Here is a 25,828-nt window from a genome sequence, read left to right as displayed (position 1 = left end):
TGTTTTCCTTTTTTAAGATTGGTTGCTAATCGCTGTATCTAGTGCGAGTTTATCTTCGTCTTTAAGTAACTTTTCAATATTTAGTAATACTTTTACATCATCACTAACTTTAGCTATAGATTTGATAAACTGATTCCCTTGGTGTTCACCGAATTTTGGAGCTTCTTCCATATGGTTAGCAGGGATTTTAATCACTTCTTTGACGGTATCAACAATCAGGCCAATTAACTGTTGATTCACACTAAGAATGATGACACAAGTTTTATCATTATATCCTATGGATTGCATCCGAAATCGATCACGGACATCGATGAGTGCAATTACTTTTCCGCGTAGGTTGATGACTCCCTTGATAAAGGTTGGCATATCTGGAATTTCTGTAATGTTTTGCATCCCAACAATTTCTGTGATAAACTTGATTTCTATCCCATAACTTCGATCAGCAAGTGAGAAAATCAGGTAACGGCCTTCGAGAGTGTCTTCATCATCGTAGTCATCAGATTCATCGGAAAGGTTTTCCATTTCTAGGTTGTTCATTTTGCGGCCTTCGTGATTGCGAATTTTTGTATATTCGAATGTTTGTAAACAAGAAAATAGAATTCTTCTATATTAAATTGCTATATCAAATTCCAATGTGACAGAAACTTCAGATGATTGGTTATTGTAAATATTTGAATCTAATAAATTGAAATATATTTTCGCATTCATATCTTCTAATATCTTTTTAACAATCGGTAACCCAAGTCCCAATCCAAATTCTTCTTTGGAGAATCGTTCATCCACATATTTGTTTACCCGATAAAACGGTTGAAACAAAATGATTTCTTCAGATTTTTTAAAGTTTATTTGTTGAATTGATTGGTCCATTGGTGCATTTAAAATTTTAAGAGAAAGTTTTTCGCCTGCTTTCATAAATAGAACATAAATATCAGAGCTTTCTTGACCATATTTCATTGCATTAATTAGTAATTCTCTAATTGCAGTTCGTAATAAGGCAAAATGAGAATAGAATTTAGTTTCTGCACTTGTTTGTGAATTTGAGATATGAAACCTTTGGTTTTTGATAGCAGCCATATCAGAAAGAAATGATACTTCTTCCTGAATCATATTTCTGAATTCTTTAAGAGTGGTTATTTCTTTTTTGGTTTCACTGCCTTCAAAAACAATTTGTGCCTCTGCTAAAGTTTTTACTAACTTTTTAGTGCTACTGAAATTTTCTTCTAACAGATCATAAATGGGTGAGGGGATAATATGATGGCTTCCTTCTTTTTTTGCTTTTTTTATTAAGGAGCCAACTGTGGTAACAAGTGCACCTAGTCCCGATCCTTGCATTAAAGAGGTATTTAAATTGGGAAGGGCTTTCTCCATCCAATCCTTGTGATTCCCTTTTCCTTCAATTTCATGCCGCCAATTGAAGATTTTGATGATTTCTTTATGTAGGTTTTCTTCATACTGAACCACGGACCTTTCGATTTCAGATAAATCCTTATCGGTTTCTTCCTTTAGTTCCAATGCAGAAAATAATACATACTTTTCGGTGCTATTTGGTAATAAACACGGTGCAAGTTTGATCACTAATTGAAGTTTGGGCAAAGAATAACGAGATGCAAACGATGTACCTGACTCAATTACCTGAGTGAATGTATCTTTAACTGCTGCTAAAGATTCGGGAAGGAGGTCTTGAAATGATTTTCCAATACTATTTTGTCCAACTTGCAAAGGGTTTGTTTGAGAAGCTACTGCTTCTAGAATCTCTCCGCTTTCAGAGAGGAATACATAGTTTCCATCGGGTAGAGAAGAAAACAAAGCATTCGCAAATTCTCTGATTGTGGTTTCTGTAGACATTCCTACCATTTTTCCTGCTAAAACAAATTTAAAATATAAGGGAGTAGCTATCCATTATAATATAACTATAGATAAATACAAGACTAAGTATGAAAAAAAATTCATAAATTCTGAACGTAGAATCAAAATTGTATAATATGTCGTATTTCAATTCCGTTTGTTTTTTTAGGTAACGTTTTGTTCGGTTCTTCGTTAAATCAGATAGTTTGCAAGATGAGAATTCATTTTGAACCAAAGTAACTAGAAAGATTAAGGCCAAACGGACCATACACTTCCTGTAAATACGTTAATGTACTAAAAATAAAAACTCGAGTTGCTTCCTTTGGTTTCATCCTTGTACATCTACTTGCATCAAGTAAGAGTTTTTATGAATCCAATGTTCTGCAGTTTCCTTTGCCCAGGATAAATAAAAACAGCGTTCGTTATGAATTTTTTTTACCTAAGCTTGGTTCCACTAATGCCGATTATTTTTTATAAATTTTCCTTACTGATTTCAGAATTCAAGAAATTGAGAAATATTGTTAATACAAGTTTTCTTAGCTGGTTTGTTTTCTGCTGAGGGAAACGATTTAAGCTTTTTGTCTGAATTCGGAAGTCGTAATTTAAGTTCTTTTTTAAAAGCTTTCTTTATGTTTGTCTGTGTTGTCGAGTAAAATTTGAAAAATTAGAGATGTAAATAATATATTATTAAATCTAATTATTTTAAATTTATAATATTAAAACATATTTTGTAGTATCGTGTTCATAATGCAAAAAAAATTCATCCTGGTTTTGTATTAATTTTAAAATGTGTTTGCAATGGTTCAATCGAATTTAGTTGGAAAAAAAGAGATGGAAGTAAAACTAAAAGTTTTTAGAGTCAGTGGAATCAGAAAGGATTTAAAAAATGGTTTTGTATGTACTCTGAGATTAGTTTTTTAATAAGGTATATTGTTGCCTATTTATGCATTTTTGGCTTATTTTTTTCTTGTTCTACCGAGCCTGTGAAAGAAGTCAAGGTTGAGAATGACAAACCAATTGATTTCACCCAAAAAAATTGGAATGTGACACCTCAATGTTGTGATCTCCACTCTGAATTTTTAGGAGTCGTCGTACTCAGTAAAATTTGTGTATCGGATACAGAGACAAAATTAGAATTATATACTAAAGAATCTAAAAAGGTTTGTGTATTAAAAGAAGGTATGGTTTTCCGAGATGATTTAGGAACTTCTTATTCTTTTTTAAAAGCAGAGAGAGTGGGACTTTGCCCAAAACGAACTCAAATGAAAAACACTCCTTTTTCCCTCTATTTTCAAAGTATTTCCTCCCAAGCAGGTTCATTCGATTTGATTGAAGATAAAAATGCGAAACATGCTCACAAACCTTGGGTATTCGAAAATGTCGATTTAACTAAATGTGTTTGGAAATAAACTTTCTATTTAGGATCGCTTGGTCCACGCAGAACACCAACCCTTGGAAGATACAACTCCAGTGGTGATGATATTACATTTTCCCCATCCTTCGTTTACTTGTGTATACTGGACACAGTGTTTACAAAATTGATTTTTTGCGGTGGGTTCCTTTCTCTCTGGATACAAATTAAAATCAGTATCTTTTGCGTCTTGGTGGAATCCAAGAGCTTTGGCAGTGGGATCAGATTCTAAAACTGGATGTAAATCATCAGGGAAAGGTGCAGAAATTTTTTTATCTGCATATATTTGGTTTAGCAAACCAAAACCTCCCTCTAAAAGATAGAGGGAGGCCATCCAAGAGAACGATGTGGTAAAAAATTGTTTTCTTGAAGTTTTTTGCATTGTTATTTGTTCACATCAAAACGATCAAGCATCATTACTTTGTTCCAAGCAGAAACAAAGTCTTTTACAAATTTGTCTTTGCCATCGTCTGCCGCATAAACTTCTGCCACAGCTCGTAACTCTGAATGAGATCCAAAAATAAGGTCCACAGAAGTTGCTGTCCATTTTTTAGCGCCTGTTTTGCGGTCTAAACCTTCGTAAAGTCCATCTTCTAACGGAGACTTTTGCCATTTAGTCGACATATCAAGTAAATTGACAAAAAAATCGTTACTTAGGACTCCGGGACGATTTGTCAGAATTCCGTGTTTTGATTTCCCTGCATTGCCATCTAAAGATCTCATTCCACCTAAGAGCACTGTCATTTCAGGAATGGTTAAAGACAATAGATTGGAACGATCGACTAACATTTCTGTTGGTGACAATGAATTTCCAGGTCCATAGTAGTTTCTGAAGGAATCTGCTTTTGGTTCTAAAACAGAAAAGGAATAAACATCTGTTTGTTCTGGCTTTGCATCTGTCCTTCCCGGTGTAAAAGGTACAGTCAGCTTTATACCTGCTTTTTTTGCGGCTTCTTCAATTCCCGTATTTCCACCTAGTACGATTAAGTCGGCAAGAGAGATTTTGTTCCCAGACTCATTGAATTCGGATTGGATTTTTTCCAATTTTTTCAATGTTTTTGAAAGTTCTTCAGGATCGTTTACTGCCCAATTTTTTTGAGGTTCTAAACGAATCCTTGCTCCATTGGCTCCACCTCTCATATCTGTGCTTCGGAAACTTGCAGCCGATGCCCAAGCAGTTCTCACAAGCTCAGGAATTGTTAATCCTGATTTTATAATTTTAGCTTTAAGAACTTCAATTTCTTTTGTTCCAACTAACTTATGATCGACGACAGGTAATGGATCTTGCCAAATGAGTGGCTCCGTTGGTAATTCTTTTGAGATATATCGAGAGAGCGGCCCCATATCTCGGTGAGTGAGTTTGAACCAAGCCTTAGCAAAAGCGAGTTCAAATTCTTTTGGATTTTCTTGGAATTTTTTGGCGATTACTTTGTAACTTGGATCAAATTTTAAAGCCAAGTCAGTTGTGAACATAATAGGAGCATGGCGAAGTGTTTTGTCATGGGCATCCGGAACCATATTGGCACCAGCTCCATCTTTTGGAATCCATTGGATGGCACCAGCTGGACTTTTCGTTTGCACCCATTCGAAACCAAATAAGTTGTTTAGATATTGAGTGGTCCATTTCGTTGGATTTGCAGTCCAAGCACCTTCGAGTCCGCTGGTAATTGTATCTTCTGCATTTCCTTTTTTATAATTATTTTTCCAACCAAACCCTTGTTCTTCGATTCCCGCTGCTGCTGGTTCTTTTCCCACATGTTTGGATGGATCTGCTTTTCCATGAGCCTTACCGAAAGTATGGCCACCGGCAATCAGAGCAACAGTCTCTTCGTCATTCATTGCCATTCGACCAAAGGTTTCTCTGATATCTTTAGCGGCTGCTAGTGGGTCTGGGTTTCCGTTTGGACCTTCCGGGTTTACATAAATAAGACCCATTTGAACGGCCCCAAGTGGATTTTTTAATTTTCTATCACCTTCATATCGTTCGTCGGCCAACCATTTTTTTTCTGGTCCCCAATAAACAAGGTCGGCTTCCCAATCATCGGTCCTACCACCTGCAAACCCATAAGTTTTGAATCCCATTGATTCGAGAGCGACGTTTCCTGTTAAAACCATTAGGTCTGCCCAAGAGATTTTTTTTCCGTATTTCTTTTTGATAGGCCAAAGGAGGCGACGGGCTTTGTCTAGGTTGGCATTATCAGGCCAGCTATTGAGTGGTTCAAATCTTTGTTGTCCCCCACCGGCTCCTCCTCGTCCATCGGAGATTCGGTAGGTTCCTGCACTATGCCAAGCCATCCGAATGAAGAAAGGGCCGTAATGTCCGTAATCAGAAGGCCACCAATCTTGCGAGGTTTTCATCAATGTTTTGATTTCTTCTTTTAGCTGTTGGATGTTTAGGTCTTTGAATTCTTTGGAGTAGTTGTATTGTCTACCCATTGGGTTTGATTCCGCCGCGTGTTGGCGGAGGGGCGCTAAATCGAGTCGTTCTGGCCACCAAAACTGATTGGAAATGTTTTGCCGTTCCATAGAACTCGAAGGTTCTTTTGTGTCTGCTGCACCCAATGGGCTCAAAACGAGCACCAACAGGGCCATTGTAGAAATCTTTATTGTTCTCATATTGACCTTCACTTTCTAGATTCAGTATAAATTTAGATTAAATCTAGTAAATGAAAGCAAGCAAATTTTTTTAGATTTATTCTAAATTTATACTGTTGGGGGCAGAAAAACGAAATTTTGTCAAGGGGAACGGTAAAAAATTCTGAATTTGATTCTTTTTAGCCTGCGTTAGAGATCGGTAGGGCTTGGTCAGCCAGAGGCAGACGGGAGCGGACGCGGACCCCGGACGAGCTCGGCCCTTGGTTGGATTTATTTATGAACTACTCAGGATTGGGAACGCCCAATCTTTAATAATAAAAAAATCTACCTTTAAGAATCGGGAAAAGTGAAACAACGAAACAAGAGTTAACGGTTGTTATTGTTTATTAATCCAGTAACCATGAAAAATTAAAAATTTTAAAACTTTGCCTTTTGTTGGTTCTAAATCAATGGCATTGGCGGGAGGAAAATGCACCCAATCATTTTCTTTGATGGGAAATTCAGCATCATCAAAATGAATTTTACCTGAGCCAGATAAAATATATATGGCACGGGGCACCAAAGATGCGTTAGTTTTCTCTTTGAAAACAGTTCTTGATTTTGCTACAGCAATCGAAGAGGAAAAACTGCCAAGGTTTGCAATTTGTGTTTCAACGTTTTCCATTTCTGATGCCGATTTGGTGTTTGATTGAAACGCAGAGAGGGAGATGGTTTTGATTTCTGGATTCCCAACAAAGTCTTTCGTATCGACAGACGTTGTTGGTTTACAGAAAAGGTAGGTTATACCGAAAATAAAACAATAAATGATTTTTTTTGCCATAACCTACCTTTGTTTTTTTACTCGTAAGAGATGGTTACGTCTTTACAAGTTACTTTTTTTCCGTCAGCAGCAACTTCGCATTTTTCAACTTCTGTGTTGAAAGTGAATACTCCGCGATAGAAACGGTATGTGGAATTTCCAACTTGTGTCAAATTAACTGTCGAACAAGAAATGAGAAAACTAGAGGAAAGAAGGGTAAGAGTTAGTAATATTTTTTTCATAATTTATATTTCCTTCGATTGATTAATTTTTTGCACCAAGGCTCGGGTTATTCACGTAAGAACCTTCGATGTTGGCACAGTTTAAATCGTCTTGTGCAGTTACATCACAAGAATATTCATCTGAAAAAATCCAAGGACCATTTTTTACTACTGTTACTTTTCCTTTGTTACCAGATTTAATAGAATAAAGAGAAACACAGTTTGTGACAGAAGCTACTAGAAAAAGTGTTGCGAGTACTAATGTAATTTTTTTCATATTTTTTTCCTCTTAGTTAGTTAGGTCCAAACGTACACGTTTGCATTTAAGGTTTCCAGCAGCATCGGCATCACATTTAGAGATATAACCTTCAGCAGTTCCAAAAAAAGGTTGTTTCAAAACAGAAACATAAAGTTTTCCGTCAACATTTGCACTATCAATTACAAAGTATTGCGTACAATTTGCAAGACAAAGTAATGAAAATAAGATTCCAGCTAATGCTAGTTTTTTCATAGTTTCCTCAATCGATATGAATTTTTGGACTATGATAGTTTTTCCTTTCTTTTATGTCAATTGAATCGAAAATTTTTGGCAGATTGCAATTTGATTCAAAACCTTTAAGTATATCAGGAATTTCATTACAAATGAATGCGCAATTTGTATTTTTATTTTGTTGTGATGATTTTTTTTTGTTTTTGCAATAAACTGAGATTTACTAGTTATCTGTTTAGGTTTTGTCGTATGTTTGCATTAAAATAGAATAGAAAAGTTCTGTGCGGAAGATTTCTTTTCCATAACTATTGTTTGTATGGGTTACAAAACAATCCTCGGAACCAAAACTTACCAGTTCCCCGATCTAAAAGATCTTTTGGCCAAAGCCAGTCCTCATCGTTCGGGTGATGTTCTGGCAGGGATATCCGCCACGAGCCAAGAAGAGAGAGTGGCCGCACAAATGGCTCTTGCGGATGTTTATCTTTCGGAATTTTTAAATGTAGAACTTGTCCCAGCAAACAAAGATGAGGTGACAAGACTCATTTTAGACTCCCATAACAAAGAAGCTTTTGCTTCAATTTCCCATCTGACTGTAGGTGGATTTCGTGATTTTTTATTGGCGGAAACAACAGATGAAGCAGTCATATCATCGATTCGGTGGGGAATTACTCCTGAGATGGTTGCTGCGGTTTCCAAACTCATGTCCAACCAGGATTTAATCTTAGTTGGTAAAAAAATTAGAGTCATTACAAAATTTAGAAATACGATTGGATTACCAGGTAGACTCTCTGTTAGGTTGCAACCGAATCATCCTACGGATGATCCCAAAGGAATTGCAGCCAGTCTTTTAGATGGGTTACTGCTTGGAAGTGGTGATGCTGTGATTGGAATCAATCCCGCAACAGATAATATTCCCACTTCGATTGCGCTTTTAGATATGTTGGATAACCTCATTCAAAAGTATTCCATTCCTACTCAATCCTGTATTTTATCTCATGTAACTACTTCAATGGAAGTGATGAAACGGGGAGCCCCTTTGGATTTGGTATTTCAATCGATAGGGGGAACAGAAGACTTAAATAAAAGTTTTGGGATTAATTTATCTATTCTTAAAGAAGCTAGAGAAATGGCATTATCTCTTGGACGTGGAAACGTCGGCAATGACGTAATGTATTTTGAAACAGGGCAAGGCAGTGCTTTGTCAGCAGGTGCCAATCACGGGATCGACCAACAAACTTTAGAAGTACGAGCTTATGCCGTTGCAAGAGAATATTCGCCGTTATTAGTAAATACTGTCGTTGGATTTATAGGACCCGAATATTTATATAATGGAAAACAAATCATTCGAGCAGGTCTGGAAGATCATTTTTGCGGAAAGTTACTTGGGCTACCGATGGGTGTGGATATTTGTTATACTAATCATGCCGAAGCTGACCAAGATGATATGGATGCACTATTGACACTGTTAGGTGTTGCTGGTTGTAATTATATTATGGGAGTACCAGGTGCTGATGATGTGATGTTGTCTTACCAAAGTACATCCTTTCATGATGCATTGTATTTAAGGCAAGTATTGGGATTAAAACCTGCACCAGAGTTTGAGCTTTGGTTGTTAGATAGAGGAATTTTTTCTAACGAAAATGGTTTTTTGCCAAAAGAAAATCGAAACTTGAGTTTACTCGAAGAGTTAATAGGAAAGTAAAGCGAATGTCTTTTTTAGAAGAATGGAAAAAGTTTAGCCAAGCAAGGATTGGTTTAAATCGAAGTGGAAGTTCTATTTCCACCAAAGATATGTTACGTTTTCGCCTGGATCATGCGCGTGCCAGAGATGCTGTATTGCTTAGTCCCAATTTTCCAAGGTTACTCGAAAAATTAATAACGATTGGCGAAAGGAAAAAACTGCCTGTTGTATTTGTGGAAAGTCAAGTAAATTCCAAAGAAGAATATTTACTACGCCCTGATTTGGGAAGAAAATTGTCGCAGGATTCTGTTGAAACTTTGCAAAAGTTAGGTGGCGAATTCGACTTAGTATTGATTGGTGTGGATGGGTTGTCAGCAAAAGCAATCGATGAAAATTTTCTTCCTTTTGTAACCATTTTAATGGAAGAATTCAATAAAACTAGTTTTCGATTGGGACCAATTGTACTATCGAAGTGGGGACGTGTTGCCATTGGTGATGAAATTGGTGAAGTTTTGAAGGCAAAAATTTCGATCGTTGTGATTGGGGAACGTCCCGGTTTAACCTCTGCTGATAGTTTGGGAGTTTATATCACCTATCATCCGCAAGTGGGTAAAACCGATGAAAGCCGAAATTGTATTTCCAATGTTAGACCTAGTGGTTTTGGGTTTGAAAGTGCCGTGAAAAAAACAATATATCTAATCTCTGAAGTTATACAAAGAAAATTGTCTGGTGTAGGATTGAAAGATGAAATGCCACCAGAGTTTCTATTGCAATCAAAAGAAAATAGGGTTATCGGCGAGTCGCATTGACCTAGAGTCATAACCGAAAAAATAAAAATGATAAGAACAGAAGATTGACAGATTCAGTGAGTTCCTTTGATCATCATAGTAATTCCGGGAGGAATGAGGTGAAACTCCTCAACTGACGGTGCAACCGTAAATTCTCATCCTTATTTATTTTGGATGGAAAAGTCGGATCTTCCCACAAATGTATCGCCCGTAAACGATCATTCGTTCCTCAATTTTTCTAAGGGATCCCGGACAAAGAATTAGGAATTTCCCAACCTATGCGGAAACGTTTAGGTTAGAGATTTCAACGGGAAAGGAGATTTTCTTGGAAGATTTTAATTTCAAAAGTATCAATCAAGTCCAAAGTAATAGTAAACATGAAGATAAAATTTGCCCCCATTGTTTGCGAATTTTCGAATGTAAGGTTGGCTCCATAAGCCTATGCCAATGTACGAAAGTGAACCTTTCCTTAGCTGAAAGAGAATACTTGGCGACACAGTATACCGATTGCCTTTGTTATCAATGTATGGAAATACTATCCTTTGAGTATAAAATGAACCTATCTTATAAATCGATCTCTTGGCGTTTTTAAGATTTAAAATATTCTGAAGTTTTTCCTTCTATAGTTAAGTTCACCAAACGATAGTATTATTTTAATTCATTCTTTTTTTTAAAATCGTAAATTTGAATGGTAAAAAATCTAAGCTCAGGTGTTAATTAGTATTAGTTAGGTTAAACTTTTTTAGATGAGTGTTTTCTTTTTAGTCCCTTTGTTTGCATCTTTGGCAAATATAAGTTGTTTTATTGAAAATATTACACGTGATCATCGTTTCCATAGACTCCTGAGTGTTTTTTATTTTACTATTGGCATTCAGAATGCTGCCACAGCGGCCCTATGTTTTGCTTCCGATGAGACTACAGGTCTAGCGTTTTGGATCTTTCAGTGCCATTCTTTTTTTCTACTGGCTCCCGTACTTGTTGCGATCTGTTCATTTTGTACTGGGAGAAAATTAATGAATCAAGGAACCATCGGCATTGCTATCTTTGCCTTGGTAGTTGATTTGATATGTTCTTCGATACCTAAGACTGTGATTTACGGTTTTGCTAAGTTTTCTTTTGGAATGGCACCTTTAGTTACTGAAGTTGGTGGAATCCTTGGCGGCTCTGTACATTTTTTCGCCATTTTATTGTCGTTATACTTTGTTTTATTTCCTTTGGAATGGAATGTTTTTTTTGAAAGACGGACCTTTATCATTGCTTTGTGTGTTTGGTGGTTTGGACTGTTTTCAAATTTCTTGCCAATGTATGGATTTAATTTTCCTCCCCTTCATCCAGTGGTAGATGCCACTCTATCTGTCTTGTTTTCTATTTACCTAAATCGGTTTAATGCAGCAAAACCAAGTGTTTATAGTTTTATTGCTTCCATTTTGATTTCACTTGCTGTTGGTTTACTCATCGGGATTTTGATTTTAGGAATTTTGCCAAATTTTATCTATAGAGAGTTCGTGACTTCTATTTTGACTACTTTAATAAGTCTTTTGTTTTTCGCTTATTTGTTAAAGACAACTCTTCAAGAAAACAAACCTAATCTTTCGTTTTCGTTACCTCTTGAACCATTTGGATTGTCCAAACAAGAACTAAGAATTTGTGAGTTGATTGCAGAAGGACATAGTCGATCTTTTATTCGTTTGATTTTGAATGTTTCTGATGGAACTCTAAGAAATCATCTCAAAAATATTTACGGAAAGGTACTTCCTGAGTCCAATTCCACATCCAAAGACCAACTGCAACGTTTGACTGTTTTTTTATCTAAACAAAAAATCACAGACTAACAAAACATTGAACAAAATCTATAATTTTGTATATCAAAAAATAGTTCGTTATTGCTCGACACAAACTAACTCGCGATTGACGGAACATTGTTGTAGTCCTTTTCCTGCTGTAAGGGTCAAAATATCTTGAGTATAGGCATCTCCGGCATTTCCAAGTTCCGAAGCCGAGATTGTAGTCCATTTCAAACAGGCCCCATCTAAATAGGATGTCCAATCTAAATTGAGTCCCGTCCAATGGTCGGAGCTAATGGTTGTTATGGGTGTCGCTAGACTTGTTGTAAATAATCCATTGGCATTGGATGTTTCTATATTGATTCCATTTGGCCGAATATAAGCCTGGTTTGCCTTAAACACCCAATCGATTTGACCATCGCCGATATTGGCCGTGATACTGGCTCGTCGTGATATTCCATCTACGACCATAGCTTTGTAATTACCAGAACCAGGGTAGTTTGGATCCGAGTGGCAACTGGAATCAAAGTTCGATGCTTTGCCAACATTGGCAGGATATCCATTTTGAGTGATAAATATAATACATTTTAAGCAGGAAGCCTGGCAGTTGATTTCGACATCATTGATGTTTTTGTTGGAGATGGTTCCTGTGGAATTGTTCAACTTACAGTAGTTACCTTCTGCCTGCGTTGCAAAATTTACTTCGTAATTGGCACCAATAGGGATTTGAACAGGAAAAGAAAAATCTGTACTGCCAGGAGGAATCATAAGGGAAGTTTTTTGGTTTAAAATCAATGTCAATCCGCTTCCAGTTAAACCAGAAATTTTACCGCCAACAAAAAAACCTGTTTGGTTTGAAACATTCGCAGAGAAACAGAGGTGGTTTTTGTCACCTAATATTGATTTAGCGGCAATGGTTTTTGAAAAAGATTGGGAACTTACATCACAAGTATTTTCTAAATGAGGTGGAGAACAGTTTGTTATGATTCCAATCGTGAAAATGAACACATAAGCAAACTCGAGTAGGAAATGGTAAAAGTTGATTTTTTTATTTTTTTGTTGAGTTGTAATTTTTTTCCAATGATTTCCTATTCCAGATGTCCCAAGGTAGTTCTCTAAAAAGAGACATCTGGCAAAGTTCAATCCGCAATCATTCATTAGGAATGGCTACATATCCTTTCAAAAGCGAAGATCTTTGGGGTTGGTCAACAATAAGCAGTGATTGGACTTCCGCACAGAGAAACTCTTTTTCATTAAAACTAAAATTTGTTTTCAATGTATGTAAACCTGCCAAAGGAATCCCAATATCTAAATCAACGGGTGGTGCAATGGACTCAGGTAAACTTCTTGGGCTAATGACACTTAAATCTAAATGCAATGATTTTCCATCAATGGGAAGATTGTAATTTGCAGTGATTTCAATTTTGTCACCAGACTTTGTTGTTTCAAAACAATGGTCTGAACAATTTCCAAATGTACTTGGTGATTTGATCGCATCTGCGCATTTCCTCGCATGTCCGATTCTTAATTCTTTTGAAGTGATTCCAAATTCATTTTTTGCAACTACGAGCACTTTATACTTTTTGTCTGAATCGCAAAGGTAAGTATGCCCTGAAAAATTACTGGCTGTTCGTTTTAAAGTATCTAATGCATTGGTTACAGTTCCATCAGAGTTTAATTCCATATTTTTTTTCCCAAAATAGAGAGAGATTTCTGTATTTGCAGGAACTGGTTTCTGAAAGCTAATGCTTGATTTTTGAAATTGTAACAAGCCTTTGGTGGAGTATGGGTCGTCTGCCGGATTTGCAGGATTTGTGATATAAGTAATTTCATTCAGAAGAGGAGGGCTTTGAGGGATCTCACCTGTTCCAATGGGTGTTTCTATTCCCACGGAGCCACCTTGGTTACCTCCTTGTTTTAATGTGGTGTTGGATTCTGTTGCCAGTAGGATTGGAACTAAATGAGTTTCAGCACCAGCAGAAGTTCTCTCACATCTAAGTGAAAAAAGGGAAAACACTGTTATAGTTAAAACCGGTAAGTTCCAACGTAGAAACTGAATGGTCCTTTGGCGAAGCCTGTCAAATTGTCGATATGTTGGGTTGGGTGTTTTCATGCTCCCAAACTAACATAGAATGACCATTTCTCCTATGTCCTGGATGTCATTAAGTCCGTTCCGAGACCTATCCCAAATGTCATGTTTTTAGTAAAACACCAGATTCGCACTTTTCTTTATACCTAACCGATTGCTTCACCTTACTAACTTTCCCCGATTTGAAGATTATTTTATATACTTTCCTCTTTAGCTAACTATTATGATTGCAATCAAATCTCCCCTTGTTAATAGTTTCCCAAATGGATAACTATCAAAAACCTAACCTCTTGCTCTATTACCACCCTCTTGCTTCCTTCTGCCATAAGGTTCTAATTGCTTTGTATGAAAATGGCACTGAGTTTGAACCCAGATTGGTGGATTTTTTGGTAGAAGAATCTAGTGCGGAACTTTTTGCTTACTGGCCTGTCGGTAAAATTCCAATCCTTCGCGATAGATTCAGAGAGAAAACGGTTCCTGAAACCACGATCATCATTGAGTATTTACATAAATTTTACCCAGGAAAGGAAACCCTCATTCCCAGTGATTTTGAATTGGCATTAGAAGTAAGGCTTTGGGACCGTTTTTTTGATCATTATATAAGTGAACTTGTTCAGAAAATTGTAGTCGATCGATTGCGACCTGAAGGCCAAAGGGACATACTCGGTGTCGAACAAGCCTACCAAAAACTTCCTATTTCGTATGGAATGTTGGAAAAACAATTGGAATCTCGGAGTTTTATAGTTGGTGATCATTTTAGTATGGCAGACTGTTCTGCGGTTCCTGCTTTATTTTATGCGGATACTCTTTTGAGTTTTAGAAACACATATCCTAAACTTACTGCATATTTTGAGAGATTATTAGATCGGTCTTCCGTCAAACGAACAATAGACGAAGCAGAACCTTATTTTTATATGTATCCGTTATTTGATAAAATTCCAAAACGATTCCTAAAAGAAAAAAAGTAAGGACTTTTATTTACCTGCGAAAACTATGAATTCATTCCGTTATGAAATATAATTCTCAAGGTTTAGAACATATTTTCCATGCTCTCGCTGACCGTAGTCGATTGCAAATGGTGGAACGATTGAGTTTTGGTCCTGCCTCAGTAAAGGAATTAGCGGAACCATTGGAGATGGCACTACCTTCAGTGTTAAAACATTTAAAAGTTTTAGAAGAAGGTGGCATAGTTTTTTCTGAAAAACTTGGTAGAGTTCGAACCTATAGATTGGATCCAAAGCAACTAATAGGAATTGAATCTTGGATGGAAGAAAGAAAGGCAAGTTGGAATCGTAGTTTTGATCGTTTGTCTAATTTTTTAATCGAATCATCAAATGACAATTCCGACGGAGAATAAAATGAAAGGAACACAAGTTAGAAATTCAACTTTTACCATCGAAAGGATTTTGCCTGCATCTAAAGAACGAGCTTTTGCTGCTTGGTCTAATCCAGAAGCCAAACGAAGATGGTTTGCTTGTCATGATGAATGGAAAACTGTTGAATTTGGTTTGGATTTTCAAGTCGGTGGAAAAGAAACCAATTTAGTTTTAACTCCATCGGGAAGTCGTCATGTATTTGATGCCACTTATTATGACATCATACCTAACGAAAGGATAGTGTATGCTTTTGGAATGTACGTAAATGACATCCGAATCTCTGTTTCCTTGGTAACTGTACTTTTTGAGTCAGAAATCATTGGAAGAACAAAGATGATATTTACAGAACAGATTGTACTCTTACAAGAACCTACAACGGATGGATATTCTACGGAAGAGGAAATCCGTGGTCGTGTGGAAGGAACAAACGCTGCTTTTGACCGATTGGTGAAAGAATTTACCTAGGTCCTTGGTTTTAGGAACCTAGGTCTTTCCATCGGGCTTTCATTCGATTAATGAATCAAACTGGATATAAAAATTCGTAAAAAGTACCATTGACCGTAGGGATTCGGATATTTATGACATCATTTCCTTCTTCCATTTCTAAAAATTGGGAAAACGTTTTTTCTGGTTTATAAAAATATTTGGATCTTGCTTGGTCTAAGGCTTGCAAGGCATTCTGAATGTTGGTTTCCTTAGATTCATTGGTTTGGTAGAGTTGAAATAGTTGGCGATTTTTTATGGAAGCCGGCAAGGAACACTCCCAACAGATTTCTTCTTCGATAGATAAAATTTCGTCATAAAGCTCAGAATTTTTATTTGGTCCTCCGAGAGCCGATAAAGTTTCAGAAAGTTCATAATATTCTTCCAAAAGCGATTCAATGTATTCCATTAGTTTCTAACCTCAATAAGAACAGAATACTAGGGAGGTAGGACAAAATAAGGTCCTCCCGAGAGATTGAATCAAAAATCTGAAATTAATTCACAAAAAAATTCTAAAAAATATCATATCCTCGTATTATTCCTAAGAAAACTGGATTTTATTTCGGTTCGGGAATTTTGATCCGGCCTTTTTCTGCATAATAAGGGGATTGTACGAAATGTTCTTTGAAAACTCTCATATAAAAAAAACCAAAGAAAATCTTTGGTTACGCTAAAATTTTTAGTGATTGGTTCAGGTTATTATAATACAAATAAAAAGAAACTTTATATGACAAATTCTACTTCCATTTCCCAAACATCCCTAAAAGAAAAAGTTAACAAGAGCAAGGCGATAGGTATTAAGGGCCAACTTATGTTATTTATATTTTTGGTCCTTTCAATTGTTCTGTCCTTTATCTTTTATATTTCTTATACAACTGCAAAAGAGCAAGTTTTGAATGTTGGCGAGGAAATGTTTACCAATGTCCTAAAAGATGCAGTTGGACTTGTGGATGCTTTAAACGAAAGGGTTAAGGCAGGTGACATGACTTTGGAAGATGCACAAGAGATGGCAAAAACCTATATAGTTGGACCTAAGATGCCTGATGGAAATCGCGATATTTCCAAAACCAAAATGTCAACCAATGACTATATGTATCTCTGGGGAATCACGCCGGAAGGGATTGCAACTATGCACCCTTTTAATATTGAAGGTGCTAATATTTGGGATTATCAAATCGAAGGAAAGTACACAGTGCGTGATACTTGGGGAAATCCAAAAGCAACAGGATATCCACTACGCGAAATTTGGCAAAACCCTGGTGAACCTATATATACTTTTATGGCTTACCAAGCATATTATAAACCTTGGAACTGGGTGATCGGTGCTGGTGGTCGGGAAGAGATCATATACCAAAGACGATTGCGCGGAATGCAGACGATATTTTTAATTAGCGCTGTAATTAGTTTAGCCTTATCGATGTTATTTTCCTATATTCTTGCTTCCTTTATTGCAAAAAGAATTCAGAAAATCAAATTTGTAGTGGAAAAAGCAAGTGAAGGTGACCTCCGCGAAAAAGTAGATTTAGCCTTTAAGGATGAGTTTGGGATTCTTGGAGATGATTTTAATAAAATGGCAACTAACCTGCGCGAGATGATGAAACATGTATCCAAATCATCCGTAAAAGTTGCAGAATCTGCAAAAGAAATGTATACAAGTGCGGAACATTCTTCTGCTGTTGCTGGAAGCATTGCTAAATCCATCCAACAAGTTGCGGTAAGTACAGAATCACAGTTAGTTGCGTTTACAGAAAACAAACGTGCAATGCTTGAAAACTCGCAAGCTGTGGCAAAAATAGCGGAGTCTACTGCAACGGTTTCTGATTTGGCTAATGGTGTTTTGGAAAAAGTACAGGAAGGAAGAAATGTAATTGGAACTACCATCAAACAGATGTCGGTTGTAAACTCATCAGTGAGTGGAATTTCTAGCAGCATACATGTATTAGGTGAAAATTCAAAAGCTATTGGTCAAATAGTAGAGACTATTAATCAGATCGCAAGCCAAACTAATTTATTAGCTCTCAATGCAGCGATCGAAGCTGCAAGAGCTGGAGAACAGGGAAGGGGGTTTGCTGTAGTGGCAGATGAAGTTAGAAAGTTGGCAGAAAGATCTGAAGATGCAACAAAACAAATAAGTGTATTAATCGCAGAAATCCAAAAGAATACAACTTCAGCTGTTGCTATGATGGAGAATGGTAGTAAGGAAGTGGACCAAGGTGTTACAATGGTCAACGAAGTGGGACAAACATTTGAAAGGATCGCCGGCTCTATTGAAAAAGTAACTGACGAAATGCAAGGAGTTTCTGCCACTACAGAAGAAATTTCCGCTAGCACTGAAGAATTAAATGCATCAACCGAACAACTTGCACAGATTTCCAATGGAATTTCCGATAGCACACAAGCCATCGCCGCTTCTTCTGAAGAGCAACTTGCTTCTTCCGAAGAAGTTACTGCAGCTGCAAATAATTTGGGTATGTTGGCTGATGAGCTCAAGTCAGAGATTGATAAATTTAAAATATAAAGGAGTTTGAAAATATAATATGTTAGTTTTAAAACTCCGTAAGATTCAAATAAGTGTTTTTCTTGTTTTAGTAGTTGCTTTTGTTTTTCTTATTAAACCAAAAGATGAAGGTTCTTCTTATACAGAATATTTTTCTAAACTTAACAATGAACTAAAAACAAATGGATTTGGAAAACCGGTAGTGCTTTTGGATTTGGACCGGTTGAATGAAAATTTATCCACACTCTCCAAAAATATCCCACCGCCTTTACACTATCGTATTGTTGTAAAGTCTCTACCATCATTGGATCTCCTTCGCTATATTACAAAATTTACAAATACCAATCGTCTGATGGTTTTCCATTCGGGTGACATTGTGATGTTACTTAGCGATCCGGAGTTTTCTTCGTTTGATATTCTTCTTGGAAAACCGATGCCAGCGCGTGCTTTAGAAGATATTTATCAAAAAACAAAGGTGGACCGGTTTCAAAAAATTCATTGGTTAGTGGACACGGAAACAAGACTCAACCAATATTTAGAATTTGCAAAATCGAAAAATATAAAATTACATTTGGTTTTGGAAATCGATATAGGCCTGCATCGTGGAGGGTTTGGCAATCCCACGGATACAAATACCGTATTTTCTATGGTCCAAGAAAATTCTAAAAACTTAGAATTTGATGGTTTTATGGGTTATGAACCACATGTCGCATCTGTACCAGTTTTGTTAGGTGATAAGAATGAGGCCATAGAAAAAGAGATCCAATCCTCTCTAGTTAAATATGAAAGATTTGTAAGTTTAGGTAAAAAATCTTTTCCTACTTTATTTTCTAAGGAATTACTTTTGAACGGTGGGGGAAGTAAAACCTACAGGTTTTATCAAAAGAACCAACAAGTTGTAAATGATGTCTCGGTTGGCTCGGCCCTTGTGATGCCTACTGATTTTGATGTGAGTACACTCACAGAACACAAACCTGCTTTTTTTATTGCGGCACCTGTTCTGAAACGATTAGAAGGAACCACCATTCCTTTTTTAGAATCTTTTTCCTTTTTATTTCCTTTATGGAATCCTAACTTACAAGTTACGTATTTTACTTATGGCGGAGCCTATCTTGCCAAAAAAGAATCACCTAAGGGTCTATTTGATAATAGCCTTTATGGGGCCAGTACGAATCAGGGAATTTTAAATGGAAGTATTTCCACTGGATTACAACCTGATGATTACGTTTTTTATCGACCAACACAAAGTGAAAAGGTGATGGCGGAGATGGGAGAAGTGGTTCTTTTGCGAAATGGGAAAATTATAGGAACCTGGAAGTGTTTTATCAACTAGTATAAAGAGTGTTTCTATATACTAGTTTTTGATTTTGTAATGGTTAATTTTCTTTAAAAAATTCCCACATAACATCGTTTGCTTTGATGGCATTGGATGGGGAAGCAGAACCAAAGAATAGGGAAGGTTTTTTGCCACCAGGCCAAGAATGTCCTCCCTTTTCAGTGATACAAAGTTTTACCTTCACACCCTCTTTGCATTCGCTATATTCATCGCAAGTCACACCAGGTTCTTCAAAAACTCGTTTGGGTTTTGGGTTACACTGGTTGTAATTGACCCATTTGGATATGGATTTAGGAACAGAAATAAAGTCGGTAACAAGTGATCTATCCTTGAAACTATCTCCTGCGCCACCGTAAAATAAAACTTTATCATCATCTTTTGCATGAATATGCAAAACAGAAATTGGTTTGGACGGATTACAAGAAATTGTATTATCGGTTCCTGCAACAGTGGCGATGGCCGAGAGATTGTCCGTCATTTCACAGGCAAGTCGATAGGTCATCATGGCGCCATTGGACATTCCTGTTGAATAAACTTTGGATTTGTCAATATGTAGTTGTTTGGTGGTTAGATTTAAAACTTCTTTGATAAAACCAACATCATCGACTTTTTTATCACGAGCTTCTGCGCAACAATTTCCTGCATTCCAGGTAGCGATTTTTCCAGATTTGTATTTGCTATAACCATTGGGAAAAACTATGATATGCCCATTTTCTTCTGATTTGGAAATTTGATGGTAGTATTCTTCGTTTGATTGAATTTCCATATCACCACCACCACCGTGTAATACAAAGAGTAATGGAGTTTCTTTGTTAGGTGAATATGACTTTGGTACGTGTACTTTGTAATATCTTGGAATTCCGCCAAAAGGAAAGGTAAAGGTATAATCACCGGGAGATTCAATCTTTTGGGTTATATCCGTAGATGCAATGGGTGCTGGTTTTTCTTCCATTTTTTTTAGAAATCGTTCTTGGATTTTACCGCGTAACCAACCACGGGAACAGGAGGCAGTGGAAAAAATGATGAGGGCAAGGAGGACAAACCATAGAGCTATTGAGTTATATTTCATATAAGAACCTTCATTTCGGAATTCGACCCGAGTTTTCTATAAAAAGTTGCAGATACTTTTAATATCAATACCAAAACGATAGTGACAAAATAAGAAACCGATGCAAAAGGGAAATTTGGTTTTATGAAGTTAAATTTCCAATTTTGCCAAAATTTCTAAGGATCTGATTTTAGCATCCGTATCATAAACGGAAGTGACCGTCATCAGTTCATCGGCTTTGGTTTCCTCGAGAACCTTTTTTATTCCCACCTTAATTGTGTCAGGTGCACCTACTACAGAATAAGATAACATCTGGGAGGCCATTTGTTTTTCTTGAGGGGACCAGTAGGAGTCTATGTCTTCGATGGGAGGCGGAAAGGTGCCCCTTGCATTTCTGAGGATACGAGTAAAAGATTGTTGGGAACTTGTGAAAAGAAACTTTGCTTCTTTGTCTGTATCAGCTGCAATCACATTCACTCCTACCATTACATAGGGTTTGTCTAGATAGACAGACGGACGAAATTGTTTTCGATAAATACTGATGGCTTCCATAAGAGCCCCTGGCGCAAAATGAGAAGCAAAAGCATAAGGAAGTCCAAGGATGGCAGCCAGTTGGGCTCCAAACAAACTGGATCCCAAAATCCAAACAGGCACATGAGTTCCCATGCCGGGAATGGCACGAACCTGTAATTGGTTTGCATCATCTTCAAAATAATTCAGTAGTTCTTTAACATCTTCTGGAAAAGATTGTGCACTCATGGAATCTCTACGTAACGCTCGTAAGGTGAGTTGGTCGGTTCCTGGAGCACGTCCCAAACCTAAATCGATCCTTCCTGGATATAAACTTTCTAATGTCCCAAATTGTTCGGCAATCACAAGTGGGGAATGGTTAGGTAACATGATTCCTCCGGCACCGATTCGAATGGTTTTTGTATTTCCTGCCAAATGACCAATGACCACAGAAGTGGCTGCACTCGCAATGGCCGGGAAGTTATGATGTTCTGCTACCCAAATGCGGTGGTAACCCAAACTTTCTGCCGCTATCGCAACCCGAACTGAATTGGCGAGAGCGTCTTTGGGTGTATTTCCTTCGTTGATAAAAACTAAGTCTAAAATCGAAAATTTTGCCATTACGATCACAATCGCTTTTTGCTCTCTCACGTGTAAATGTGTAAAAAAAATAAATCATGTTTTGTATAAAAAAAAAATTACATCTGTTATATGTATTTTTTAATTTTGAAGTTTTATTTGATAAAAAATATATCAAAAAATATAGAATATAAGTCTAAGTAAATTGTAAAACTATAATCCTTCATTATTTATGTATGAATAAAATTTAAGAATGTGTCTGTATAAAGAAGTTTAGAATCAATATCGCATGAAAGTAACAAACCCCAAACTAAATACTAAGGAAAAAATGCTGATCCAATCTGTTTTCGTTTTTGAATCAGATAAAGAAGAAAAACAAACTCTTCCTTTTTATGCGGATGGATTTCCTGGAATTGTTTTTTTTCATTCTAAAAAACCGGTTACAGTTTATGTTGGTTCTGCATCCAAAGTGATGGATCCAGTTTTTGTTTATGGTCAAACCATTGAACCAATACAAATAGAAATTAATGGTCCCTTTTTCTTTGTGATGTTACAACTTTTTCCTGCGGTTGTAGAAACATCGTTGGGAATTCCTGCGACGGAACTCACCAATTCTTGCTTTTCCATACCATCTTCCGATTGGATTGAGGAACCTAACTTTCAATTGTCGATTCAGGAATTTTCTTCTGCTCGCGCTCACACCGCGTTGGTAAATTTTATTCTGGAAAAGGGTAAGTCATTTCGGCCAGACCCCATTTTACAGGTTTGTATTGAGGAAATTTTGGAGGAAAAAGGGAACTGCGAAATTGGAAAGTTATCAAAAAAACATGGGTTGTCAGAACGTACATTACAAAGACGATTCCAAAATTATGTAGGCCTTACTCCTAAACAATTTTCTACCATCATTCGATTTCAATCTAGCTTGCGTGAGTTAGATGGTGAAAATAAATCTAAATTAACTGATGTTGCTTATGTGAGTGGGTATTCTGACCAATCGCATTTCATTCGCCAATTCAAATCTTTTACCAAAGAAAAACCGTTTCAATTCCGAGAAAAAATTTAAACTCTGTCGGGTTTGTTCAATTTAAATCTTTAAGTTTCTTGTATTCTTAAATTTATGAAACCTAAAACACTTATCATTGGATCCAGTGGAAAAACTGGATCAAGAATCTTATCTAAATTGAACCAAGCAGGTTATCCTGTCCGATTGGGTTCAAGAAAAGCGGAACCAACCTTTGATTGGGAAAAACCAGAGGGTTGGGAAGATGTCCTCCAAGGGATAAACCAAGTTTACATTAGTTTTCAACCTGATTTAGCAGTGCCTTCCTCTCTCGAAGCCATAAAAACTTTGGTTCAGGTCTGCCGATCAAACCAAGTAAAACGTTTGGTATTGTTATCCGGTAGAGGAGAGCCAGAAGCGAGGGCCTGCGAACAAATCGTTCAAAACTCCGGATTGGAATGGACCATCCTTAGGTCGAGTTGGTTCCTACAAAACTTTAGCGAAGGAATGTTTTTAGAACAAATTTTAGAAGGGAGAGTATTATTCCCAAAAGTAGCAGCTAAAGAACCGTTTGTGGATTTGGATGACCTTTGTGAGTTGGCATTTGCTTCACTTGTCACCGACAAACATAAAAACAAACTGTATGAACTAACAGGTCCAGAACTTGTCAGTTTTAAAGATGTGTTTGAAACCATTGCGGAAGTTACAAACCAACCAATATCATTCGAAGAACTCCCATTAGATGATTATTTGGTTACTTTAAAAAGCTTTGGCCTTCCTGAAGATGTGCTTTGGCTTATTTCGTATTTGTTTCGCACTGTCCTTGATGGGAGGAATGAATCTGTGGTTAACGATTTAGAATTGGCACTAGGTCGAAAGCCAAAAGACTTTCAAACCTATGCCAAAGAAACAGCCAAATCTGGAATTTGGAAAATACAGGAAAGAGTCAGCTAACTCTAATTTGATGATTCGGCGGGGTATCCGCCGTAGGTCATTTTACCTGTTAAATAAATCGGACTTTTTTGTTCAAAAAGTATTCGGGTATTGAGTTTGGATTGGATTTCCTGGAGTGTTTGTGATGTATATAATCCACTTGCACCATCCACAATCAAAACATAATGGTAGGAAGAATTTGGATTTTCATCCAAGTCCAAATCATCCCATATATGTAAAATATTTCCAGAACCAATTTCCCGATTTCGATCAGGAGTGACTACGACCTCATTAACTTCTTGGTTAGGACTGGTAGGAATACCTTGTTGATAAATTCTTTTTTCAGAAATCAAAACGGTCTTTGTTAAATCAAAATGATTTGGCAGATAAATTTCTGTTGGTGCATCCGAATACCTTCCTTTCCAAACTACCAACTGGAATCGTTTTCCGACAAAGTATTTTGGTTCGGTTTCACCAGGTTTGATTGCCGCCCAAGAAAATACATTATTCCAAGTATCAAATCCTACCGTATTGTAATGACTACTTATGATTCGGCCTTGGGACTTCCGTAAATACCCACGTTCTATTGTGTAATTGTTTACATTGAAACTGGTTCCGTAATTTCCTACCACAGAAAAGTCTTCTTCATTCCATGCATCTTTTGTGGTAACAAGTTTGTTTGGATTACCATTCATATATTCTGCATGGTTGTTGTAATAATAATCCCAATGCCACTGGGTTCCGGATACTAAGGGATTGTAAAAATCAGCGAATCTAGATTTGGAAGTTTGGTTTCCATCAGAAATTTCCATCGATTGGTAAATGGCACTAATCATCCGAGGAGTGTCCTTTGCTCCTGTGCCTTTCAACCACATTCCAAACTCACTTAGGAAAACTGGAATTTTTAAAAATCTAGACTCCTTTCTGATTTCATCTAAGTATTTGAAATACGTTGCGTTATCAATTCCTGTAAGATCTGTTCCCATCCGCCCTGCATCATAAAAGTGTGAATTAAAAACAAAACCAGGGCCAGGTGGAGAAAGTAAATGTCCGCCTCCTGTTGCGGGTGCAATCGCCGAACCTACGTTTGTATTCCAGAATACAAGAGGTTCCGCAAATACCCATTTATTTTCCCATCCATTTTGATTTAAGATAGTTCTTACCTTTTTATACATTGGCCATAGTTTTTGATTGTCCCACTGCGCTGGGGTTAAACCTTCCATTCCCCCATCCACAGGTTCATTCAATGGATCAAGGCCAAGGACGTAAGAAAATTCTTCTGCACTTAGTTTCTCTTTGAGATACGCTACAGTTTTTCCAATTTGCCAAAGATATTCGGATTGTATGTTCCTAGTTCCAAGTGTTGTCGATAGAGGGGCATTGTTCCAAAAATTACGAAAGGCGCGGCGTACTGCTTCGTTTGTTAAATTGTTTTGGCTCCAACTTGCACAAATGATTCCACAGTATTCGTTTGGATAATTTCCTCCTTTGGTAATCCATGCCGGTGCGCCGTTTCCAGTAAACCATGAGTTTTTATTAAAGAGATGGCGTGAAAACAAATCTTGGTGGTAATCCAGTAAGATATACATTCGTTTGGCGGTAGCTTTTTTGATTTGGTTTACGACAGCATCTAGGTAATTGTAATCGATAGTGTCTACAGCAGGATGAACTCCTTCCCATGCAATCGTATAACGAATGATATTTGAACCCGTAGTTTTCCCAAGTCTCGAATAGGCAATCTCAGCATCGGTTTCATTGGCAAAAGGTTTGAATCCGTGTTGTGCGAGTTTCATATTTCCTGAAATATTATATCCTCGGAAAGATACCTCGCGTCCAAGACCATCTACAAAAATTTGGTCCGTAAATTGGTTATTCGTTTTTTCTGAAATCGAAATTTCTCTTTCTTGCGATGTTAGATTGTAATCAAAACTATGTGGGGAATTCACCGTTTGGACAGTCTTAGAAAGTCCCAAGGAACCAATTCCATTAGATTCTGATTGTCCACTCCCACCTGACAAAAGTAAGGAGAGAAATACCTGCTCCGTATTTTTTGCCTGAGTACAGGACAGTGTGATTAGTAAACAAAGTGAGGTAAAGATCGACCTCAAGGTTTGTTGCGGTTTCCAGTTAAATTTCATAGTTCCTCGATTCGCATTCCTTTTCGAATGGATTTGGTCAGTTGGGCCAGGATGATCGACAATTGTCGATTAAAAAAATGACACTAATTTACCATAAATATGAAAATGGTTCTTAACTGATTCGGAAAATTTGAAAAGAGGCGAGTTGGCGGGTCGGAAATGGAGTGCTTTACGAAGATTGAATCATTGAATCCAAGAAATTTGTCCTTTAAATGGGTAGAATCC

At 37.0% G+C, this 25,828-nt stretch carries 26 protein-coding genes; 12 read left to right on the top strand and 14 right to left on the bottom strand.

The features are described from left to right. Window positions 1-12: 12 nt before the first annotated feature. Together EHQ31_RS10670 and EHQ31_RS10665 are read right to left on the bottom strand one after the other, a co-directional pair. Window positions 13-537: a chemotaxis protein CheW gene (locus EHQ31_RS10670; protein WP_135573878.1), complete on the bottom strand. Its 525-nt coding sequence runs from the start codon at window positions 535-537 to the stop codon at window positions 13-15. 72 nt (window positions 538-609) lie between these two features. Further along, window positions 610-1,845 carry an ATP-binding protein gene (locus EHQ31_RS10665; RefSeq protein WP_135573880.1) on the bottom strand — a complete coding sequence of 412 codons (1,236 nt, stop codon included), beginning with the start codon at window positions 1,843-1,845 and terminating at the stop codon, window positions 610-612. Window positions 1,846-2,828: 983 nt separating this feature from the next. Between EHQ31_RS10665 and EHQ31_RS10660 the strand changes: the two genes are divergently transcribed. Next, complete coding sequence (locus EHQ31_RS10660) at window positions 2,829-3,254, top strand: hypothetical protein (RefSeq protein ID WP_244247343.1); 426 nt, start codon at window positions 2,829-2,831, stop codon at window positions 3,252-3,254. A gap of 9 nt (window positions 3,255-3,263) precedes the next feature. Here EHQ31_RS10660 and EHQ31_RS10655 read toward each other — a convergent pair whose 3' ends face one another. The 6 genes from EHQ31_RS10655 to EHQ31_RS10630 form a co-directional block, all read right to left on the bottom strand. After that, window positions 3,264-3,638: a high-potential iron-sulfur protein gene (locus tag EHQ31_RS10655; protein ID WP_135573882.1), complete on the bottom strand. Its 375-nt coding sequence runs from the start codon at window positions 3,636-3,638 to the stop codon at window positions 3,264-3,266. A 2-nt stretch (window positions 3,639-3,640) separates the two neighbouring features. Beyond that, on the bottom strand, window positions 3,641-5,872 hold the full coding sequence (katG, locus tag EHQ31_RS10650; RefSeq protein WP_135573884.1) for a catalase/peroxidase HPI: 2,232 nt from the start codon (window positions 5,870-5,872) through the stop codon (window positions 3,641-3,643). 355 nt (window positions 5,873-6,227) lie between these two features. Further along, entirely contained in the window at window positions 6,228-6,671 is a 444-nt protein-coding gene (locus EHQ31_RS10645) for a cupin domain-containing protein (RefSeq protein ID WP_135573886.1), read from the bottom strand. Between the two features lie 17 nt (window positions 6,672-6,688). Next, entirely contained in the window at window positions 6,689-6,892 is a 204-nt protein-coding gene (locus tag EHQ31_RS10640; RefSeq protein ID WP_135573888.1) for a hypothetical protein, read from the bottom strand. A gap of 22 nt (window positions 6,893-6,914) precedes the next feature. After that, the gene (locus EHQ31_RS10635) at window positions 6,915-7,148 is read right to left on the bottom strand and encodes a hypothetical protein (protein ID WP_135573890.1); all 234 of its coding nucleotides are present in this window, start codon (window positions 7,146-7,148) and stop codon (window positions 6,915-6,917) included. Between the two features lie 12 nt (window positions 7,149-7,160). Then, a complete protein-coding gene (locus tag EHQ31_RS10630) occupies window positions 7,161-7,382 on the bottom strand; it encodes a hypothetical protein (RefSeq protein WP_135573892.1) in 222 nt (73 codons plus the stop codon). 295 nt (window positions 7,383-7,677) lie between these two features. Between EHQ31_RS10630 and EHQ31_RS10625 the strand changes: the two genes are divergently transcribed. The 4 genes from EHQ31_RS10625 (at window position 7,678) to EHQ31_RS10610 (ending at window position 11,662) form a co-directional block, all read left to right on the top strand. Beyond that, window positions 7,678-9,063 carry an ethanolamine ammonia-lyase subunit EutB gene (locus tag EHQ31_RS10625; protein ID WP_135573894.1) on the top strand — a complete coding sequence of 462 codons (1,386 nt, stop codon included), beginning with the start codon at window positions 7,678-7,680 and terminating at the stop codon, window positions 9,061-9,063. 5 nt (window positions 9,064-9,068) lie between these two features. Then, window positions 9,069-9,851 (top strand): ethanolamine ammonia-lyase subunit EutC, encoded by a 783-nt coding sequence (gene eutC, locus EHQ31_RS10620; RefSeq protein WP_135573896.1) that lies wholly within the window; start codon window positions 9,069-9,071, stop codon window positions 9,849-9,851. Between the two features lie 304 nt (window positions 9,852-10,155). Beyond that, window positions 10,156-10,422: a cysteine-rich CWC family protein gene (locus EHQ31_RS10615; protein WP_338069463.1), complete on the top strand. Its 267-nt coding sequence runs from the start codon at window positions 10,156-10,158 to the stop codon at window positions 10,420-10,422. A 154-nt stretch (window positions 10,423-10,576) separates the two neighbouring features. Next, complete coding sequence (locus tag EHQ31_RS10610; RefSeq protein WP_135573898.1) at window positions 10,577-11,662, top strand: helix-turn-helix transcriptional regulator; 1,086 nt, start codon at window positions 10,577-10,579, stop codon at window positions 11,660-11,662. A gap of 48 nt (window positions 11,663-11,710) precedes the next feature. On the opposite strand, the gene EHQ31_RS10605 is transcribed toward EHQ31_RS10610, so the two are convergent. Then, on the bottom strand, window positions 11,711-12,772 hold the full coding sequence (locus tag EHQ31_RS10605; RefSeq protein WP_135573900.1) for a DUF1554 domain-containing protein: 1,062 nt from the start codon (window positions 12,770-12,772) through the stop codon (window positions 11,711-11,713). After that, window positions 12,765-13,727, bottom strand: coding sequence for a hypothetical protein (locus tag EHQ31_RS10600; RefSeq protein ID WP_135573902.1), 963 nt, complete (start codon window positions 13,725-13,727; stop codon window positions 12,765-12,767). The genes EHQ31_RS10605 and EHQ31_RS10600 overlap by 8 nt, the downstream gene beginning before the upstream one ends. A gap of 239 nt (window positions 13,728-13,966) precedes the next feature. On the opposite strand from EHQ31_RS10600, the gene EHQ31_RS10595 reads away from it, so the two are divergent. The 3 genes from EHQ31_RS10595 to EHQ31_RS10585 are packed head-to-tail and all read left to right on the top strand — an operon-like array spanning window position 13,967 to window position 15,544. Next, window positions 13,967-14,671 carry a glutathione S-transferase family protein gene (locus tag EHQ31_RS10595; RefSeq protein WP_135573904.1) on the top strand — a complete coding sequence of 235 codons (705 nt, stop codon included), beginning with the start codon at window positions 13,967-13,969 and terminating at the stop codon, window positions 14,669-14,671. 41 nt (window positions 14,672-14,712) lie between these two features. After that, window positions 14,713-15,060, top strand: coding sequence for an ArsR/SmtB family transcription factor (locus EHQ31_RS10590; protein ID WP_135573906.1), 348 nt, complete (start codon window positions 14,713-14,715; stop codon window positions 15,058-15,060). A 1-nt stretch (window position 15,061) separates the two neighbouring features. Further along, window positions 15,062-15,544 carry an SRPBCC family protein gene (locus tag EHQ31_RS10585; protein WP_135573908.1) on the top strand — a complete coding sequence of 161 codons (483 nt, stop codon included), beginning with the start codon at window positions 15,062-15,064 and terminating at the stop codon, window positions 15,542-15,544. A gap of 55 nt (window positions 15,545-15,599) precedes the next feature. Here the strand turns inward: EHQ31_RS10585 and EHQ31_RS10580 are convergent, their stop codons facing one another. After that, the gene (locus EHQ31_RS10580) at window positions 15,600-15,971 is read right to left on the bottom strand and encodes a hypothetical protein (RefSeq protein ID WP_135573910.1); all 372 of its coding nucleotides are present in this window, start codon (window positions 15,969-15,971) and stop codon (window positions 15,600-15,602) included. Window positions 15,972-16,289: 318 nt separating this feature from the next. On the opposite strand from EHQ31_RS10580, the gene EHQ31_RS10575 reads away from it, so the two are divergent. Beyond that, on the top strand, window positions 16,290-18,080 hold the full coding sequence (locus EHQ31_RS10575; protein ID WP_135574147.1) for a methyl-accepting chemotaxis protein: 1,791 nt from the start codon (window positions 16,290-16,292) through the stop codon (window positions 18,078-18,080). Between the two features lie 19 nt (window positions 18,081-18,099). After that, on the top strand, window positions 18,100-19,392 hold the full coding sequence (locus tag EHQ31_RS10570; RefSeq protein ID WP_135573912.1) for an alanine racemase: 1,293 nt from the start codon (window positions 18,100-18,102) through the stop codon (window positions 19,390-19,392). A gap of 43 nt (window positions 19,393-19,435) precedes the next feature. Here EHQ31_RS10570 and EHQ31_RS10565 read toward each other — a convergent pair whose 3' ends face one another. Both EHQ31_RS10565 and EHQ31_RS10560 read right to left on the bottom strand, forming a co-directional pair. After that, window positions 19,436-20,464: an extracellular catalytic domain type 1 short-chain-length polyhydroxyalkanoate depolymerase gene (locus EHQ31_RS10565; protein ID WP_135573914.1), complete on the bottom strand. Its 1,029-nt coding sequence runs from the start codon at window positions 20,462-20,464 to the stop codon at window positions 19,436-19,438. Between the two features lie 129 nt (window positions 20,465-20,593). Next, window positions 20,594-21,574 carry an LLM class flavin-dependent oxidoreductase gene (locus EHQ31_RS10560; protein WP_135574149.1) on the bottom strand — a complete coding sequence of 327 codons (981 nt, stop codon included), beginning with the start codon at window positions 21,572-21,574 and terminating at the stop codon, window positions 20,594-20,596. A gap of 247 nt (window positions 21,575-21,821) precedes the next feature. Here EHQ31_RS10560 and EHQ31_RS10555 point away from each other — a divergent pair, with 247 nt between their 5' ends. Both EHQ31_RS10555 and EHQ31_RS10550 read left to right on the top strand, forming a co-directional pair. Then, the gene (locus EHQ31_RS10555; RefSeq protein ID WP_135573919.1) at window positions 21,822-22,595 is read left to right on the top strand and encodes a helix-turn-helix domain-containing protein; all 774 of its coding nucleotides are present in this window, start codon (window positions 21,822-21,824) and stop codon (window positions 22,593-22,595) included. Window positions 22,596-22,649: 54 nt separating this feature from the next. Then, window positions 22,650-23,486, top strand: a complete 837-nt coding sequence (locus EHQ31_RS10550; RefSeq protein WP_135573920.1) for an SDR family oxidoreductase — start codon at window positions 22,650-22,652, stop codon at window positions 23,484-23,486. Between the two features lie 2 nt (window positions 23,487-23,488). Here EHQ31_RS10550 and EHQ31_RS10545 read toward each other — a convergent pair whose 3' ends face one another. Continuing rightward, window positions 23,489-25,603 (bottom strand): cellulase family glycosylhydrolase, encoded by a 2,115-nt coding sequence (locus EHQ31_RS10545; protein WP_135573922.1) that lies wholly within the window; start codon window positions 25,601-25,603, stop codon window positions 23,489-23,491. Between the last annotated feature and the right edge of the window lie 225 nt (window positions 25,604-25,828).

Source organism: Leptospira montravelensis (assembly GCF_004770045.1).
Classification (GTDB): domain Bacteria; phylum Spirochaetota; class Leptospiria; order Leptospirales; family Leptospiraceae; genus Leptospira_A; species Leptospira_A montravelensis.
The sequence above is the reverse complement of the archived record's forward strand: the minus strand, read 5'-3'. Positions and strand labels throughout refer to the sequence as shown.

What these genes read in the sequence shown, in the direction of transcription:
- EHQ31_RS10670 (WP_135573878.1), bottom strand. Translation starts at nt 537, where the DNA reads ATGAACAACCTAGAAATGGAAAACCTTTCCGATGAATCTGATGACTAC.
- EHQ31_RS10665 (WP_135573880.1), bottom strand. Translation starts at nt 1,845, where the DNA reads ATGTCTACAGAAACCACAATCAGAGAATTTGCGAATGCTTTGTTTTCT.
- EHQ31_RS10655 (WP_135573882.1), bottom strand. Translation starts at nt 3,638, where the DNA reads ATGCAAAAAACTTCAAGAAAACAATTTTTTACCACATCGTTCTCTTGG.
- katG (WP_135573884.1), bottom strand. Translation starts at nt 5,872, where the DNA reads ATGAGAACAATAAAGATTTCTACAATGGCCCTGTTGGTGCTCGTTTTG.
- EHQ31_RS10645 (WP_135573886.1), bottom strand. Translation starts at nt 6,671, where the DNA reads ATGGCAAAAAAAATCATTTATTGTTTTATTTTCGGTATAACCTACCTT.
- EHQ31_RS10640 (WP_135573888.1), bottom strand. Translation starts at nt 6,892, where the DNA reads ATGAAAAAAATATTACTAACTCTTACCCTTCTTTCCTCTAGTTTTCTC.
- EHQ31_RS10635 (WP_135573890.1), bottom strand. Translation starts at nt 7,148, where the DNA reads ATGAAAAAAATTACATTAGTACTCGCAACACTTTTTCTAGTAGCTTCT.
- EHQ31_RS10630 (WP_135573892.1), bottom strand. Translation starts at nt 7,382, where the DNA reads ATGAAAAAACTAGCATTAGCTGGAATCTTATTTTCATTACTTTGTCTT.
- EHQ31_RS10625 (WP_135573894.1), top strand. Translation starts at nt 7,678, where the DNA reads ATGGGTTACAAAACAATCCTCGGAACCAAAACTTACCAGTTCCCCGAT.
- eutC (WP_135573896.1), top strand. Translation starts at nt 9,069, where the DNA reads ATGTCTTTTTTAGAAGAATGGAAAAAGTTTAGCCAAGCAAGGATTGGT.
- EHQ31_RS10610 (WP_135573898.1), top strand. Translation starts at nt 10,577, where the DNA reads ATGAGTGTTTTCTTTTTAGTCCCTTTGTTTGCATCTTTGGCAAATATA.
- EHQ31_RS10605 (WP_135573900.1), bottom strand. Translation starts at nt 12,772, where the DNA reads ATGAATGATTGCGGATTGAACTTTGCCAGATGTCTCTTTTTAGAGAAC.
- EHQ31_RS10600 (WP_135573902.1), bottom strand. Translation starts at nt 13,727, where the DNA reads ATGAAAACACCCAACCCAACATATCGACAATTTGACAGGCTTCGCCAA.
- EHQ31_RS10595 (WP_135573904.1), top strand. Translation starts at nt 13,967, where the DNA reads ATGGATAACTATCAAAAACCTAACCTCTTGCTCTATTACCACCCTCTT.
- EHQ31_RS10590 (WP_135573906.1), top strand. Translation starts at nt 14,713, where the DNA reads ATGAAATATAATTCTCAAGGTTTAGAACATATTTTCCATGCTCTCGCT.
- EHQ31_RS10585 (WP_135573908.1), top strand. Translation starts at nt 15,062, where the DNA reads ATGAAAGGAACACAAGTTAGAAATTCAACTTTTACCATCGAAAGGATT.
- EHQ31_RS10580 (WP_135573910.1), bottom strand. Translation starts at nt 15,971, where the DNA reads ATGGAATACATTGAATCGCTTTTGGAAGAATATTATGAACTTTCTGAA.
- EHQ31_RS10575 (WP_135574147.1), top strand. Translation starts at nt 16,290, where the DNA reads ATGACAAATTCTACTTCCATTTCCCAAACATCCCTAAAAGAAAAAGTT.
- EHQ31_RS10570 (WP_135573912.1), top strand. Translation starts at nt 18,100, where the DNA reads ATGTTAGTTTTAAAACTCCGTAAGATTCAAATAAGTGTTTTTCTTGTT.
- EHQ31_RS10565 (WP_135573914.1), bottom strand. Translation starts at nt 20,464, where the DNA reads ATGAAATATAACTCAATAGCTCTATGGTTTGTCCTCCTTGCCCTCATC.
- EHQ31_RS10560 (WP_135574149.1), bottom strand. Translation starts at nt 21,574, where the DNA reads ATGGCAAAATTTTCGATTTTAGACTTAGTTTTTATCAACGAAGGAAAT.
- EHQ31_RS10555 (WP_135573919.1), top strand. Translation starts at nt 21,822, where the DNA reads ATGAAAGTAACAAACCCCAAACTAAATACTAAGGAAAAAATGCTGATC.
- EHQ31_RS10550 (WP_135573920.1), top strand. Translation starts at nt 22,650, where the DNA reads ATGAAACCTAAAACACTTATCATTGGATCCAGTGGAAAAACTGGATCA.
- EHQ31_RS10545 (WP_135573922.1), bottom strand. Translation starts at nt 25,603, where the DNA reads ATGAAATTTAACTGGAAACCGCAACAAACCTTGAGGTCGATCTTTACC.